This window comes from Streptomyces sp. NBRC 109706 (assembly GCF_000974485.1).
Classification (GTDB): Bacteria; Actinomycetota; Actinomycetes; order Streptomycetales; family Streptomycetaceae; genus Streptomyces.
Window position 1 is genome coordinate 1,034,947 of the sequence record NZ_BBOM01000004.1, and the last position, 16,052, is coordinate 1,050,998.

12 protein-coding genes are annotated in these 16,052 nt (G+C 72.4%); 6 read left to right on the plus strand and 6 right to left on the minus strand.

Annotation, left to right across the window (positions count from 1 at the left end; all coding sequences use genetic code 11):
• Window positions 1-24 precede the first annotated feature (24 nt).
• Complete coding sequence (locus AOM46_RS04285; RefSeq protein WP_107079970.1) at window positions 25-1,026, minus strand: aldo/keto reductase; 1,002 nt, start codon at window positions 1,024-1,026, stop codon at window positions 25-27.
• Window positions 1,027-1,166: 140 nt separating this feature from the next.
• Here AOM46_RS04285 and AOM46_RS04290 point away from each other — a divergent pair, with 140 nt between their 5' ends.
• The 6 genes from AOM46_RS04290 (at window position 1,167) to serA (ending at window position 10,798) form a co-directional block, all read left to right on the plus strand.
• Entirely contained in the window at window positions 1,167-2,117 is a 951-nt protein-coding gene (locus AOM46_RS04290; protein WP_062205750.1) for a 2-hydroxyacid dehydrogenase, read from the plus strand.
• Window positions 2,118-2,224: 107 nt separating this feature from the next.
• Entirely contained in the window at window positions 2,225-5,122 is a 2,898-nt protein-coding gene (locus AOM46_RS04295; RefSeq protein WP_062206439.1) for an EAL domain-containing protein, read from the plus strand.
• A 258-nt stretch (window positions 5,123-5,380) separates the two neighbouring features.
• Entirely contained in the window at window positions 5,381-7,270 is a 1,890-nt protein-coding gene (locus tag AOM46_RS04300) for an acetolactate synthase large subunit (protein ID WP_062205753.1), read from the plus strand.
• A 74-nt stretch (window positions 7,271-7,344) separates the two neighbouring features.
• Window positions 7,345-7,869: an acetolactate synthase small subunit gene (ilvN, locus tag AOM46_RS04305; RefSeq protein ID WP_062205756.1), complete on the plus strand. Its 525-nt coding sequence runs from the start codon at window positions 7,345-7,347 to the stop codon at window positions 7,867-7,869.
• 127 nt (window positions 7,870-7,996) lie between these two features.
• Window positions 7,997-8,995: a ketol-acid reductoisomerase gene (ilvC, locus tag AOM46_RS04310; protein ID WP_062205759.1), complete on the plus strand. Its 999-nt coding sequence runs from the start codon at window positions 7,997-7,999 to the stop codon at window positions 8,993-8,995.
• Between the two features lie 213 nt (window positions 8,996-9,208).
• Window positions 9,209-10,798, plus strand: coding sequence for a phosphoglycerate dehydrogenase (gene serA / locus AOM46_RS04315; RefSeq protein ID WP_062205762.1), 1,590 nt, complete (start codon window positions 9,209-9,211; stop codon window positions 10,796-10,798).
• A gap of 102 nt (window positions 10,799-10,900) precedes the next feature.
• On the opposite strand, the gene AOM46_RS04320 is transcribed toward serA, so the two are convergent.
• From AOM46_RS04320 to AOM46_RS04340, 5 genes are all read right to left on the minus strand, one after another.
• Entirely contained in the window at window positions 10,901-11,941 is a 1,041-nt protein-coding gene (locus tag AOM46_RS04320; RefSeq protein ID WP_062205764.1) for an NAD(P)-dependent alcohol dehydrogenase, read from the minus strand.
• A gap of 41 nt (window positions 11,942-11,982) precedes the next feature.
• Window positions 11,983-12,750 (minus strand): SDR family NAD(P)-dependent oxidoreductase, encoded by a 768-nt coding sequence (locus AOM46_RS04325; RefSeq protein WP_062205767.1) that lies wholly within the window; start codon window positions 12,748-12,750, stop codon window positions 11,983-11,985.
• A gap of 212 nt (window positions 12,751-12,962) precedes the next feature.
• Window positions 12,963-13,982, minus strand: coding sequence for a glycoside hydrolase family 6 protein (locus tag AOM46_RS04330; RefSeq protein ID WP_234313621.1), 1,020 nt, complete (start codon window positions 13,980-13,982; stop codon window positions 12,963-12,965).
• Between the two features lie 273 nt (window positions 13,983-14,255).
• Complete coding sequence (locus tag AOM46_RS04335) at window positions 14,256-14,792, minus strand: HAD domain-containing protein (protein WP_062205770.1); 537 nt, start codon at window positions 14,790-14,792, stop codon at window positions 14,256-14,258.
• Window positions 14,789-15,964 (minus strand): CdaR family transcriptional regulator, encoded by a 1,176-nt coding sequence (locus AOM46_RS04340; protein WP_062205773.1) that lies wholly within the window; start codon window positions 15,962-15,964, stop codon window positions 14,789-14,791. Before AOM46_RS04340 ends, AOM46_RS04335 begins: the two co-directional genes overlap by 4 nt.
• Window positions 15,965-16,052 lie beyond the last annotated feature (88 nt).

A 16,052-nucleotide genomic window follows, 5' to 3' on the forward strand; every position in this document is an offset into this window, starting at 1 on the left:
CGGGGCACCGCGGCGGATCGGTCGTCAGTGCCAGGAATCCCGGGCCGCAGGCAGGGCGGCTATCTCCGCCAGATCCCGTTCGGTGAGCGTCAGTTCGGCCGCCGCCGCGTTCTCCCGGACACAGGACGCGCGCTTGGTGCCGGGCAGCGGGATCACCTGGCGGCCCTGGGCCAGCAGCCAGGCGAGCGCCACCTGCGCCGGCGTCGCCCCCTCGTGTCGGGCCCCGACCCGGCGCAACCCGGCCACCACCGGCTGGTTGGCCGCCATCATCTCGGCCGTGAACCTGGGATGCCGGGCCCGGGGATCGTCCGGCTCGAAGCCGCTCCCCGGCACCAGCGTGCCGGTGAGGAAGCCGCTGCCCAGCGGCATCGCCGCCAACAGCCCGATGCCACGGGCCTCGCACCAGGGCAGCAACTCGGCGCGCGCCTCGGCCGACCACACGGAGAACTCCGCCTGCACCGCCGTGACCGGGAAGACCTGCTGCGCCCGGGAGAGCAGCTCAAGGGTGCGCCCGTGCTCCCCACCGGGCCCGCGACCCCGGCGCCGGTCGTGGGGATCCAGCGCGCACCAGCCCAACGCCCGCACCTTCCCCGCGCGGACCAGCTCCGCCATCGCGCCCCACGTCTCCTCCACCGGCACCTCGGGATCGGCGCGATGCAGCTGGTAGAGGTCGATCACATCGGTGCCGAGCCGGCGGAGCGAAGCGTCGCAGGCCCGCCGCACATAGGCCGGGCTGCCGTTGGCCACCAGATGCTGCTCGCCCACCAGCAGCCCGCCCTTGGTGGCCAGGAAGACCTCGTCCCGCCGCTCCTTGAGGAGCCGCGCCAGCAGCCGCTCATTGGTGAACGGGCCGTAGATATCGGCCGTGTCCAGCAGCGAACAGCCCTCGTCCAGCGCGACGTTGAGAGCCCGCAGCGAGGACTCGCCATCGCGCTGGGAGGCCGAGTATCCCCAGCTCATCGGCATGCACCCCAGGCCGACAGCGCCCACCCCGAGCGTGCCGGAGCCCATCGTCCTGTACCGCACCTGGCCGTTCCCTCCCCGGCGTGAGCCGTCGTCACCAACGTATCCCCTCCCACTGACACTGACACCGACACCGACACCGCCAGCGATACCGCCGCCGACACCCGGATCCCCGCCCGGGATGCCCCGGTTAGCCTGGCGCCATGAGTACACCGGAAGTCTGGCTGCCCTATCCCGCCTCCGAACTGGCGCCCCTGCCCGACACCCTGCGCTACCGCTTCTGGAACGGCGACGGGGACTTCCCCGCCGACCCCGCGGACTGCGTCTTCTACACCGTGCCGTATCTCAAGGGCCCACGGATCGCGGTGCGTCCGCTGCCCGCGATGACGGGCGTGCGGGTGGTGCAGACGTTGACGGCCGGCGTGGAGCACATGCTGCCCGAGGTGCCGAAGCTGCCGGCCGGCGCCGTGCTCTGCAACGCCGGCGAACTGCACAACACCAGCACCGCCGAGCTGGCGCTCGCCCTGGCGCTCTCCGCGCTGCGCGGCGTGGACCAGGCGGCGCGCGCCCAGTTGGACGGGCGTTGGGAGACGGCCATGCACACCTCGCTGGCCGACCGGCGGGTGCTGATCGTCGGCTACGGCGGCATCGGCGCGGCCATCGAGGAACGGCTGCTGCCCTTCGAGGTCGCCGATGTCGTCCGGGTCGCCGGCCGGGCGAGGACCGCCCCGCGCGGCCCGGTGCACGCCGCGTCGAAGCTGCCCGAACTGCTTCCCGACGCCGAGGTGGTGATGGTCGCCACCCCGTTGACCGACGCCACCCGTGGCCTGTTGGGTGCCCGCGAGTTGGCGCTGCTGCCGGACGGTGCCCTGCTGGTCAACGTCTCGCGGGGCCCGGTGGTGGACACCGGGGCGCTGCTCGCCGAGGTGGAGCGGGGGCGGCTGCGCGCCGCCCTGGATGTCACCGATCCGGAGCCGCTGCCGGCCGACCACCCGCTGTGGCGCGCCCCCGGGGTGCTGATCACGCCGCATGTGGGCGGCCCTTCGACCGCCTTCGAGCCGCGCGCCAAGCGGCTGTTGCGGGCCCAGCTCGCCCGGTTCGCCGCCGGCGAGCAGCCGGGGCATGTGGTCGCGACCAGCGGCTCGGAGCGTTAGCCTCGCCCCAAACCATCACTATGGGTGATGTATCTATGTCGCTCCGTGACTGTTCTGGTGTATCGTCCGTTTCGGGGTGAGCCCGGAACGAGAGGGGGGCGATGGCGATGCACCACTCATGGGCGCGATCGCGCGCGTGTGAAGTGCCGGCGGGGCCGCCGCTGGGCGGCCCGCTCCCACAGCTCGCACTCGCCGCGGTCTGCGCCTGCTACGCGGCCGGCGCCCTGGCGGGCTGGGGATCCCCCCAGTTCGCCAGGGTGATGGGGGACTTCGGTCTGAGCGCCGCCGCGTTCGCCGCCGCCGTCTCCTGTCTGTGGTACGCCAGGCGCCAGGCCCAGGAGTTCCGCGGCGCCTGGACGATGTTCGGCCTCTCCTCGGTCATGATCGGCCTCGGCAACGCCACCTGGGGCTGGTACGAGGTGGTGCTCCGGGAGCCGGTGCCCAGCCTCTCGCTGGCCGACGTCTGCTTCCTGCTGTTCGCGCCGCTGGCCATCGTCGGGCTCTTAATGCTCGCCAAACGCCCCCGCACCAGGGCCGGTTGGGTCTGCCTCGGGCTCGACGTCTGGCTGATCGGCGGCTCCCTGATGACGCTCTCCTGGAGCGTGGCGCTGGCCCACACCGCCGAGCTGAGCGACGAGTCGGCCGGCCAGGTCGCCCTCGCCCTGGCCTATCCGCTGCTGGACATCGTGCTGGTCAGCATGGTCGCCGTCCTGCACTTCCGGCGCAGCGCCCGCCACCGCCCGGCGATCAACGCGGCGATCGGCGCCCTCGCGCTCACCGTCCTCTGCGACGCCCTGTTCACCAGCCCGCCGCTGCGCGAGCAGTACAGCTCGGGGCAGTTGCTCGACGCGGGCTGGTTCGCCGGCTCGCTGCTGCTGGCCTGCGCCCCCTGGACGACCAGCCGGGGCCCCGTCCCGGTGGAGGCCCAGGGGCCCAGGGACGGCCGGGGCGCGCCGGGGCATCCGCTGGCCGGTTCGCTGGGCGCGCTGGCGCCCTATCTGGCCGCCGCCGTCTGTGTGTTGAGCATCCTCGGCACCATCGTCGCCGGGCGCCGGGTCGACGCCACGGTGGTCTATCTGGCCTGCGCGGTGGTGCTCGCGCTGCTGGTGCGGCAGGGCATCACCCTGCTGGAGAACATCTCCCTGACGAGGGAGCTGACCCAGAAGGAGAACTACTTCAGATCGCTGGTCCAGGGATCGAGCGATGTGATCATGATCGCCGCCCCCGACGGCAAGCTCCGCTATGTCAGCCCGGCCGCCACCGGCGTCTACGGGCAGGATCCCAGCCGGCTGATCGGCAGCGAGCTGTCCACCCTGATCCACCCGGAGGATCTCGGCCGCGTCCTGCACGAGCTGCGTCGCTTCCTGGCCGTGCCGCCCAGCCGGGAGCCGGCCACCCGGGTCGAGTGCCGGGTGCGGCACGGCGCCGGCCACTGGCTCAATGTCGAGTCCAGCGTCAACCGGCACGAGGGCGGCCTGATCTTCAACAGCCGGGACGTCACCGAACGCGTCCGCCTCCAGGCCCAGTTGCAGCACAGCGCCTCCCATGACGCGCTCACCGACCTGCCCAACCGCGCCCTGTTCACGGAGCGGGTCCGGCTGGCCCTCAGCGGCGGCCGCGCCGCCCAGGAGCGGGTGGCGGTGTTCTTCATCGATCTCGACGGCTTCAAGGCGGTCAACGACTCCGCCGGCCACCAGGCGGGCGACGAGCTGCTGGTCCAGGCCGCCCGGCGGCTCCGCGACTCGGTCCGCGCGGACGACACCACGGCCCGCCTCGGCGGCGACGAGTTCGCCGCGCTGATCCTCGGCGACGGCGGTGTCGAGGAGGAGCCCCGGGAGTACCGCATCCTGGAGATCGCCGAGCGGGTCCGTACCGCGCTCTCCCGCCCCTATCTGGTGGACGGGCAGCGGCTCGGCGTCGCGGCCAGCATCGGCGTCGCCTTCGCCGAGCCGGGCGCCACCCCGGCCGCCCTGATGCGCAACGCCGACCTCGCGATGTACCGCGCCAAACAGGCCGGCAAGGCCCGCGTCGAGCTGTACGCCCCCCAGCTCCAGTCCGAGGCGGTGCGCCGCACGGAGCTGGCCGACCGGCTGCGCCGCGCCCTGCAGGACGGCGAGTTCGCCCTGCTCCACCAGCCCATCGTTCAGCTGACGGACGGCCGGGTCGCCGCCCTCTGCGCGCAGGCCCGCTGGCGCTCCGCGCACGGTCTGCTGACCACCCCGCTCGAATTCCTGCACGGCGGCCGGTGGGATCCGCCCCGGGCGGCCGGCGGCGGCCCGGACGCCACGCTCGATGTCACGGCCTGGCTGGTGACGCAGGCCATCGCCGCGGCCGGCCGCCGCCACCGGGCGGGCCACACCCCGCCGGTCAGCGTCCGGGTGCCGGGCAGCCGGCTCGCCGACCGCGCGCTCTCCGCCCGCACCCTCGAAGCCCTCCTCGGCGAGCACCACCTCCCGCCCAGCGCACTGCTGTTGGAGCTGCCCGAGGCCGATCCGGTGCTCGCCTCGACGGAGCTCCGGCATCGGCTGACGGATCTCAGCCGCCTCGGGGTCGGCATCGCCCTCGGCGGGTTCGGCGGCGCCGGCACGGCCGCGGCGGCCCTGCACCGCCTGCCCGTCGATCTGGTCCGGCTCGACGCGGAGCTGGTCGAGGGCGTGCTGGATTCCCCGACGCTCGGCAAGATCGTCGCGGGGCTGCTGCGGATGGCGGACGATCTCGGGATCGACTCCCTCGCCGACGGGGTCGACCGGCCCGAGCAGGCCGCCGCGCTCCGGGCGCTCGGCTGCCGCAGGGCCCAGGGCCTGGCCTTCAGCGAGCCGCTGGACGCCGCCCGTCTCGGCCGGTTGCTCGAAGAGGGCTGGCTCCCGTTGCCCAGCCCTTCCCTGCCGCTGGCGCCGGTGCTGCCACGCGGCCGGACGTCGTCGCCGGAGCAGGCCGGCGGGCAGCTGCCCCCGCCGGATGCCGTCCCTCGCCCACATAGTGAGACTTCCATCCCTCGCGCTTGACAGCCGACGGCGGGGGGGAGCAATGTCTGTGCCATGCACACCGGAATTCTCGTACTTTCGTGGCGCGTCGGCTGATCCCAGGAGCATCCTGCGGACTCCAGCGACGCGCTTCCCCTCGTCTGCCTCTTCGGCACGGGGGGTTTTTTGTTGCACCGACACCCCCAGCAGCTCCCCAGCAGCCCTCACCAGCCCCCCAGCAGACGTAACTCCCGCGTTCCACGCGGCGCCACCACCCGTATCCTCCGAGAAGAGATCGCGATGACCGAGCAGGCCACCGGGGCACCCAAGCCGCAGCCCCGGGCCCCCCGAGGCGGAGCACCCCAGCCAACCCCAGCTGTCGCGCATGTCACCGGCGCCCAGTCGCTCATCCGCTCCCTCGAAGCGGTCGGCGCCGACACCGTGTTCGGCATTCCCGGCGGTGCGATCCTCCCCGCCTACGACCCGCTGATGGACTCCACCAGCGTCCGGCACATCCTGGTGCGGCACGAGCAGGGCGCCGGCCACGCCGCCACGGGGTACGCGCAGGCCACGGGCAAGGTCGGCGTCTGCATGGCCACCTCGGGCCCCGGCGCCACCAACCTGGTCACCCCCATCGCCGACGCCCATATGGACTCCGTGCCGCTGGTCGCCATCACCGGTCAGGTCGCGGCCCCGACCATCGGCACCGACGCCTTCCAGGAAGCCGACATCTGCGGCATCACGCTGCCGATCACCAAGCACAACTTCCTGGTCACCGACCCGGCCGACATCCCGCGCACCATCGCCGAGGCGTTCCACATCGCGGCCACCGGACGTCCGGGCCCCGTCCTGGTGGACATCGCCAAGGACGCCCTGCAGCGGCAGACCACCTTCAGCTGGCCGCCCACCCCCGAACTGCCCGGCTACCGCCCGGTGAGCCGCCCGCACGCCAAGCAGATCCGCGAGGCCGCCCGGCTGATCACCGAGGCCAGGCGGCCCGTGCTCTATGTCGGCGGCGGCGTGATCAAGTCCGGGGCCGCCGCCGAGCTGCGGGCCCTCGCCGAGCGCACCGGTGTCCCCGTCACCACCACCCTGATGGCGCTGGGCGCCTTCCCCGACAGCCATCCGCAGCATCTGGGCATGCCCGGGATGCACGGCTCCGTCGCCGCCGTCACCGCCCTGCAGAAGTCCGATCTGATCGTCGCCCTCGGCGCCCGGTTCGACGACCGGGTCACCGGTCGGATCGACTCCTTCGCGCCGCACGCCAAGATCGTGCACGCCGATATCGACCCGGCCGAGATCGGCAAGAACCGGCTGGCCGACGTGCCCATCGTGGGCGACGTCAAGGAAGTGATGACGGACCTCACCGCCGCCCTGGCGGAGGGCGGCGCGCCCGACGGCTCCGACGCCAGGGAGCGCTACGCGGCCTGGTGGCGACAGCTGGACAGCTGGCGCGAGACCTACCCGCTCGGCTTCGACCAGCCGTCGGACGGCACGCTCTCCCCGCAGCATGTGATCCAGCGGATCGGCCAACTGGCCCCGGACGGCACGATCTTCACCGCCGGCGTCGGCCAGCACCAGATGTGGGCCGCGCACTACCTCTCCTTCGAGAACCCCGGCACCTGGCTGAACTCCGGCGGCCTGGGCACCATGGGCTACGCCGTGCCCGCCGCGCTGGGCGCCAAGGCCGGCCGCCCCGAGGCCCCGGTCTGGGCGATCGACGGCGACGGCTGCTTCCAGATGACCAACCAGGAGCTGGTCACCGCCGCGCTCAACCACATCCCCATCAAGGTCGCCATCATCAACAACGGCGCCCTGGGCATGGTCCGCCAGTGGCAGACCCTCTTCTACAACCAGCGCTACTCCAACACCGTGCTGCGCGACGACAGCACCGGCTCCTACAGCGGCTCGGCGGCCGGCAGCGACACCGCCACCAACACGGGCACCCGGGTCCCCGACTTCGTCAAGCTGTCGGAGGCGATGGGCTGCGTGGGGCTGCGCTGCGAGCGCGCCGACCAGCTGGACGCCGTGCTGGAGAAGGCCAACGCCATCAACGACCGTCCGGTGGTGGTCGACTTCATCGTGCACGAGGACGCCATGGTCTGGCCGATGGTCGCCGCCGGCACCTCCAACGACGAGGTGATGGCCGCGCGCGGAGTGCGTCCCGACTTCGGCGACGCCACCGACTGACGCCGCCGACCGAAGCCATCCCGCCGCCCGCCGACCGCCGCAGCCAACGCCGCCATCGACAAGGTTGAACCGCCATGTCCAAGCACACGCTCTCCGTTCTGGTGGAGAACAAGCCCGGGGTGCTCTCCCGGATCACCTCGCTGTTCTCCCGCCGGAACTTCAACATCGACTCCCTCGCCGTCGGCACCACCGAACACCCCGAGGTGTCGCGGATCACCATCGTGGTCAGCGTCGAGGACCTTCCTCTGGAGCAGGTGACAAAGCAGCTCAACAAGCTGGTCAACGTGCTCAAGATCGTGGAGTTGGAGCCGTCCGCCGCCGTGCACCGCGAACTGGTGCTGGTGAAGGTGCGCGCCGACAACGACACGCGAAGCCAGATCGTGGAGATCGTCCGCCTCTTCCGCGCCAAGACCGTGGATGTGGCGCCCGAGGCCATCACCATCGAGGCCACCGGCAGCAGCGACAAACTGGACGCGATGCTGCGCATGCTGGAGCCGTTCGGCATCAAGGAACTGGTGCAGTCCGGCGCCATCGCCATCGGCCGTGGCTCCCGGTCCATCACGGACCGTTCGCTGCGCGCTCTGGAGCGCTCCGCCTGACCCCCCGGCGGACGCGTTCCCCGCCGTCCACGCCCTTCCGCCCGCAGCCGGTCGGAAGCGGCCCATGTCATACGGTGGTGGTCCCCCGTGGTGGCGGACCACCAGCAACAACAAGGAGAAAACCGAAGTGGCCGAGCTGTTCTACGACGACGACGCCGACCTGTCCATCATCCAGGGCCGTAAGGTCGCGGTTCTCGGTTACGGCAGTCAGGGCCACGCGCACGCGCTGTCCCTGCGGGACTCGGGCGTCGACGTCCGCGTCGGCCTGCACGAGGGCTCCGCCTCCCGCGCCAAGGCCGAGGAGCAGGGCCTGCGGGTGACCACCCCCGCCGAGGCGGCGGCCGAGGCCGACGTGGTGATGATCCTGGTGCCGGACCCGATCCAGGGCAAGGTCTACGAGGAGTCCGTGCGCGCCAACCTCAAGGACGGCGACGCGCTCTTCTTCGGCCATGGCTTCAACATCCGGTTCGGCTTCATCAAGCCGCCGGCCGGCGTCGACGTCTGCATGGTCGCCCCCAAGGGCCCGGGCCACCTGGTCCGTCGCCAGTACGAGGAGGGGCGCGGCGTGCCCTGTATCGCCGCCGTCGACCAGGACGCGTCGGGGCAGGCGTTCGCCCTGGCCCTCTCCTACGCCAAGGCCATCGGCGGCACCCGCGCCGGTGTGATCAAGACCACCTTCACCGAGGAGACCGAGACCGACCTCTTCGGCGAGCAGGCCGTGCTCTGCGGCGGCACCTCGGCGCTGGTCAAGGCCGGCTTCGAGACCCTGGTCGAGGCCGGCTACCAGCCGGAGATCGCGTACTTCGAGTGCCTGCACGAGCTGAAGCTCATCGTGGACCTCATGTACGAGGGCGGCCTGGAGAAGATGCGCTGGTCCATCTCCGAGACCGCCGAATGGGGCGACTACGTCTCCGGCCCGAGGCTCATCAACGCCGACACCAAGGCCGAGATGAAGCGGATCCTCGGCGAGATCCAGGACGGCAGCTTCGCCAGGAACTGGATGGCCGAGTACAACGCCGGCCTGCCGCGTTACAACGAGTACAAGAAGGCCGACGGCGACCACCTGCTGGAGACCACGGGCAAGGAGCTGCGCAAGCTCATGAGCTGGGTGGACGAGGAAGCCTGAGCCCGGGCGGAAATCCGTCCGCACCGCGGGAGTTCGCTCGAACGAGCGGTGGGCCCGACGGACTGCCGTCGGGCCCACGGCGCGCCGATACACTGCCACCACAAGCGCGTACAAAGGCTCACAGCGTCGTGCGTCTCCACGCGGCTGCCTACCTCTCCACCCCCGTCGTCGGCCGTCGGGACGCGGCCTTCCGCAAAGGACCAGTGAGACCAAGTGAGCAAGCCCGTCGTACTCATCGCCGAAGAGCTTTCCCCCGCCACGGTTGACGCGCTGGGGCCGGACTTCGAGATCCGGCACTGCGACGGCGCCGACCGCGCCGCCCTGTTGAGCGCCATCGCCGAGGTGGACGCCATCCTGATCCGCAGCGCCACCAAGGTGGACGCCGAGGCGATCGCCGCGGCCCGCAGGCTGCGGGTCGTCGCCCGGGCCGGGGTCGGCCTGGACAACGTCGACGTCGCCGCCGCCACCAAGGCGGGCGTGATGGTGGTCAACGCCCCCACCTCCAATATCGTCACCGCCGCCGAGCTGGCCTGCGGTCTGCTGATCGCCACCGCGCGGAACATCCCGCAGGCCAACGCCGCGCTCAAGAACGGCGAGTGGAAGCGCAGCAAGTACACCGGCGTCGAGCTGTCCGAGAAGACCCTGGGCGTGGTGGGCCTCGGCCGGATCGGCCTGCTGGTGGCCCAGCGGATGGCCGCCTTCGGCATGAAGATCGTCGCCTACGACCCCTATGTGCAGGCCGCCCGCGCCGCCCAGCTCGGCGTCAGGCTGCTGAGCCTCGACGAGCTGCTGGCCACCGCCGACTTCATCACCGTCCATCTGCCCAAGACCCCGGAGACCCTGGGGCTGATCGGCGACGAGGCGCTGCACAAGGTCAAGCCCTCGGTGCGGATCGTCAACGCGGCCAGGGGCGGCATCGTGGACGAGGCCGCGCTGCACAGCGCCCTCAAGGAGGGCCGGGTCGCCGGCGCCGGCCTCGACGTCTACGCGAGCGAGCCCTGTACGGACTCCCCGCTCTTCGAGTTCGACCAGGTCGTCGGCACCCCCCACCTGGGCGCCTCGACGGGGGAGGCCCAGGAGAAGGCCGGCATCTCCGTCGCCAGGTCGGTGCGGCTGGCCCTCGCCGGCGAGCTGGTCCCGGACGCGGTCAACGTCCAGGGCGGCGTCATCGCCGAGGACGTGCGCCCCGGGCTGCCGCTCGCCGAGAAGCTGGGCCGGATCTTCACCGCGCTCGCCGGCGAGGTCGCCCAGCGGCTGGACGTGGAGGTCTGCGGCGAGATCACCCAGCACGACGTCAAGGTGCTGGAGCTCTCCGCGCTCAAGGGCGTCTTCGAGGATGTCGTCGCCGAGACGGTGTCCTATGTCAACGCCCCGCTCTTCGCCCAGGAACGCGGTGTCGAGGTGCGCCTCACCACCAGCTCCGAGTCCCCCGACCACCGCAACCTGATCACCGTGCGCGGCACGCTGACCAACGGTGACGTGATCTCGGTCGCCGGCACCCTGGCCGGGCCCAAGCACCAGCAGAAGATCGTCGGCATCGGCGGGCACACCGTCGACCTGGCGGTCGCCGACCATATGGCGTTCCTGCGCTACACCGACCGCCCGGGCGTCGTCGGCGCGCTGGGCCGGGTGCTGGGCGAGGCGCAGATCAACATCGCGGGGATGCAGGTGGCCCGCGCCGAGGAGGGCGGCGACGCGCTGATCGTGCTCACCGTCGACGGCACCATCCCGTCGCAGGTGCTCAACGAGGTCGCCGAGGAGATCGGCGCCACCTCGGCCCGTGGCGTCGATCTGATGCCCTGACGCCCTGATGTCCTGACGCCGACCGTCCCGCGAACGGGCCCCGCCGTATCCCCACGGCGGGGCCCGTTCGGGTTCCTGCCGAGGTCACGCGGCCGTCGTGGGTCAGCCGTTCGGCAGGATCACGGCGCGGCCGTTGACCTTGCCGGCGTGCAGCCGCTCGTAGGCCACCGGCGCCTCGTCGATGCCGTAGGTCTCCACCCGCACCTCGACCTCCCCCGCGCCGGCCAGGTCGAACACCTCGGCCAGCTCGCTTCTGCTGCCCCAGTAGGGCGCCGCGACGGACACGTCGAACGCCGTGGTGTTGAAACCGACGGGCAGCGCGCCGCCGCCGAGGCCCACGATCGCGATATCCGCCTCCACGGCCGCCACCGCGCCGGCGAGCGTCACCGTGGGCTGGACGCCGGCGAAGTCGAAGACACCCTCGGCGCCGAGACCGCCGGTCAGCTTCCGCACCCGGTCGGCCGCGCCCTCGTCGGAGAGCACCGTCTCATGGGCGCCCACCGAACGGGCCAGCGTCAGCTTCTCCTCCGAGACGTCCACCGCCACCACCCGGGCCGGCGTCAGCGCCCGCAGCAGCTGGATCGCCACATGGCCGAGCCCGCCGGCGCCGATCACCACCGCCGTCGACCCCGGCACCAGCTTGGGCAGCGAACGCTTGATCGCGTGGTACGGGGTGAGCCCGGCGTCAGTGAGCGGAACGGTGGCGACCGGGTCGAGACCGTTCAACGGCACCAGGAACCTGGCGTCGTTCACCAGCAGAAACTCCGCCATCGCGCCCGGCGCGCCCAACCCCGGTGGCAGGATGCCGAGTTCGGCGGCCCGCAGACAGTAGTTCTCCTTGCCCTGGGCGCATTTGACGCAGCGGCCGCAGCCCTGTGGGCCGTAGACCGCCACCACATCGCCCTCCTCCACGCCGGTGACGCCGTCGCCCAGCGCCACCACCGTTCCGGCGCCCTCATGACCGAGGGTGAGCGGGAGCTGGTAGGGGAAGCTCTCGGCGGACCAGCTCATCAGGGCGATATCGGAGTGACAGACCCCGGCCGCCGCCACCCTGAGCAGCACCTGCCCGGGGCCCGGCGTGGGCTCCGGAACGGTGACCACCTCGGGTGCGGCGCCGATCTCCCGATACTGAACGGCCTTCATGAGGAGCCTCCTCGCTGGGACGGGTCTTCCCGGGACGCGGGTCAGCGGGCCGAGTAGGCGCCGTCGACCAGGTGGTAGCTGCCGTGCACGAAGGAGGCGCGGTCGGAGAGCAGGAAGGTGGTCAGCTCGGCCACCTCGTCGGCGGTGCCCAGACGGCCCGCCGGATGGAGCGAGACCAGCTTCTCGAAGTCAACGGACTCCGACTGGCGCAGCAGCGGCGTATCGATGAACCCGGGCCCCACCGCGTTGATCCGCACCCCGCGTTCCGCGTATTCGAGGGAGGCGGTCTTGGTCAGCCCCACCACCCCGTGCTTGGCCGCCACATAGGCGGCGGACCCGGGGAACCCGTTGGTGCCCAGGATCGAGGCCATGTTCACCACGGCGCCGCCGCCGGCGGCCAGCAGCGCGGGCAACTCGGCGCGCAGACAGAGGAAGACGCCGGTGAGATTGGTGTCCAGCACCCGCTGCCACTCCTGGAGCGGATAGTCGCCGACGGGCGCGCCGGCCCCGCCGATGCCGGCGTTGTTGACGGCCAGATGCAGTGCCCCGTAGGTGCTGGTCGCGAAGGCGACCGCCGCCTCGGCCGACGCCGGATCGGTCACGTCGAGACGCACCGCGGACGCCTTGCCGCCGCCGGCCACCACCTCCTCGGCCGCCCCCTGCGCGCCGTCCTCGTTGAAGTCGGCGATGACCACCCGCGCCCCGCCGGCCGCGAGCCGCCCGGCGACGGCCCGGCCGATCCCGGAGGCGCCACCGGTCACCAGGGCGGTCTTGTCGGCGAATTCCGTGCGGTAGTCCGTGATGCTCATGGCGGGGATTCCTCCGGCGCAAAGCTGGGCGGCCAGGGCGGATGACGCTCCTCCACGTTAGGGCTTATCTGTCGGTATGACAGAAGAAGCCTCATGCCATACCATCCGCCGCTTTCCATATCGCCGTCCCCGGGGAACGCGAAGACCGGTGTCGCCCCCGAGGACGGGGCGACACCGGTCGGTTCGCGTGGCGTGGAGCCGTGGCCCCGGGGTCAGTTGCCCCCGGCCAGCTCGTACGCCATATCGGGTGAGAACGAGCCGGCGGGACCGGCGCAGCCGTCCAGTTCACCCGGCAGCTTGATCCACAGATAGGCGTCGATCCGCTCGTTGCCGGTGTTGGCCGTCGGGCTCTCGCCGACCAGCCGGCCGGGCGGGTCGCACCATTCGGAGCCGTCCGGGCCGTTGCCGTTGCGGCTGGTGTCGATCACCGCGGTCAGGCTCGGGTCGCCCAGCTCGTTGAGCACCGCCTCGACAAAGGCGTTCTCCTCGCCGGTCACCCGGTAGTTGGAGACATTGCTGTAGATGCCGTCGCCGCTCTCCAGGATGCCGGCCTCGCGCAGGGTGTTCGCGATGGTGGCCGGCGCGTGCCAGGCCGAGTGGCCGGCGTCGAAGTAGACCTTGGCCTCCGGGTTGGCCGCGTGGATGAGATCGGCCGCGGCGGCGAGCGAGGAGAACCGCTCGGCCCGCTCCGCGCCGTCCAGGCAGGTGGTCAGGGCGAGCGAGTCCGGCTCCAGGACGACCAGCACGGGATCGTCGCCGAGGCCGGCGGCGAAGTCCTCGGTCCAGTCCAGATAGGCGGGGAAGGTGGGGGCCCCGCCGGCCGAGGCGCCGCCGCAGTCCCGGTTCGGGATCATGTAGGAGACGATCACCGGCACCTCGCCGGCCGCCGAGGCGGCCGAGGTCACGGCGGCGGCGTCCTCGGTCACGGTGCTGGGCTGGTAGTTGGAGAACCACACGGCCTGCGGCTGGCTCGCTATCCGCTCGGCGATCAGCGGCTGCCTGGGGTCGTTCGGGTTCGCCTCGACCCAGGCGTGCACATTGGCCGGATAGTTGTGGAACACGGTGTCGTCGGGGAGTGCGGCGGCGTCCGCGCCCTGCGCGCCGGATGCGAGGGTGACTCCGGCGAGCAGTCCGCCGACCGTCGCCACGGCGGCCAACAGCAGCGGCGCGCGGCGTCGGCGCCCTCGGGGGTCGGTGGTGGTGGGGGTCCCTGCGTCTCTTGCGGTGCGCACGATGGACCGTTCCTCTCGGGACGATGACGTGGGGGTATGGGAGCGCTCCCATCGGCTGTCGCACGAACATAGCGGGTTCGGCTCGACGAGTAAACCGTTCGCGCAGAACGCCCGGCCGGCGGAGCCGCGAGGCGCGCCGACCACGGTGCGGCTGGGCACCTCGCCGCCGATCCCGCGATCGGCCGCGAGCTGTGGGCCGTCTCCGAGCGCCTGACGGACGTCGGATTCGACCTGCCGACGTCCCGCTGATCCGGGCCCGAGGCCGCCGCCGGCTCAGACGGTGCTGATATCGCCCGGGGCGGGGGCGGCGGTCGCGCGCAGCCAGTCGTCGACGGCGGCGAAGTCCGCGTCCGTGAGCCCGACCCGGGGGTCGACGCGGTGCAGCAGGGCAGGGCCCCGGTGGTGGGCCGACACCCACGCCCGGTCGAGAGCGGTGATCTCGTCGTCGACCCAGACGAACGGGCGGCCGTCCGCCGTCTCGACGAGGGCGCGGGTCTTCCAGTGCAGTCGGTCGGGGACCTCCTCCTCCGGCGCCTCGGGCAGCTCGCACACCGGCAGCCGCGGCAGTCCGAGCAGCGGTGCGATCACCTCGTTGGCGTCCGTCATCCAGGCGGTGGCCCACATCGGGACGCAGGGCAGCGCCAGCAGTCGGGGGCCGTGCGCGGGGTCGAGCTTTGCCAGCTGGGGATTGCCCCGGTGCTGCCAGGCATCCCAGCCTTCGAGGTCCGAGGGGGGCCGCGCTCCGCCGAAGGGGAGAAGTGTTCCGTCGACGTCCAGAAAGAGCAGCGGGTGTCCCGCGTGGCCGGTCATGGGGGCACGCTACCGGCGGGCGGCGGCTGGGTGGAGGGCCGCAGGCGGGCCGTCTTGAGGGCGAGGTGCAGCAGCAGCCGGTCGTCGCCGTTGTTGAGGCTGAGGCCGGTGAGGTGTTCGATGCGGGAGATGCGGTAATAGAGCGTCTGTCGGTGGATGCCCAGGGCTGCGGCGGTGCGGGTGGCCTGTCCGGCGAGGTCGAGGAAGGTCTCGGCGGTATGGGCCAGTTCGCGGTGCTCGGGGCTCAGCAGCGGCGCGACGGCCGGGTCGGGCGGCAGCTGCGGGGGGAGCGCGGTCAGCAGCCGGTAGGGGCCGATCGACGCCCAGTCGGCGAGCGGGCCGAGGCGGTCGTCCGCGCCGGCCGCGCGGACCGAGGCCAGCGCCTCGGGCCAGGCCGCCGCCAGCTCGGCGGCCTCGTGCCTGGCCGCGCTCAGGCCGGCGCGGCGGGCGCTCCCCGCCGGCCGCCCCACCAGCCGCTCGGCCACCGCGCGCGCCGCGCCTGGCCGGACCAGCGCGGCCAACGCCCAGCCGGCGCCGGCGCGTTGCCCCGGCGGCAGGGCGGTCAGGGCGAGCGCGCCCGGCGGCGGCGCCGGCAGGTCGGCCGTGGCGTCCCAGGGCGCCACCGCGATCAGCGCCAACGGGCCCTCGGCCGCCGGGCCGAGCGCGTCGGCCAGTTCGCCGGCCGCGTCGGCCGACTCCTCGCCCGCCGGCGCGGTCAGCAGGGTGCGGAGCAGTTCGCCGGCCCGGGAGCCGGCCCTGGCCTCCTCGGCCAGCAGCGCGCCGGCACGCCCGGCGATCTCCATCGCCTCGGTCAGCCGGGGGTCGTCCAACGGGAACGTGCCGTCGTCGATCAGCCAGACATAGCCGTGGACCACCCCGCCATGGCGCACGGGAAGACAGATGCGCCCGGTGCGCACTCCGGCGGACGGATCGGGCGGGATGCGCACCGGCTCGCGCGCCCTGGTGATGCCGAAGCCCTCGAACCAGGCCCGCACCGCCGCCGTGGAGCGTCGCCGCAGGATGGAACGGGTGCGGACGGGGTCCATCACCCGGTCGTCGTCGCTGTCGTGGGCGCCGAAGGCGATCAGCCCGAAGTCGCGTCCCTCCAGCGTCGCGGGGGCGTTCAGCAGTGCGCAGATCTCGTCGATGAGTTCCTGGTAGGGGGAGCGCATCGCCCGTTCGCCACCTTTCCTCTCGCGCCGGTTCCGGCGGTCCGCGACCATTCTCGTGCAGTCCCATACAGATGTCTGAGTTCGTGCG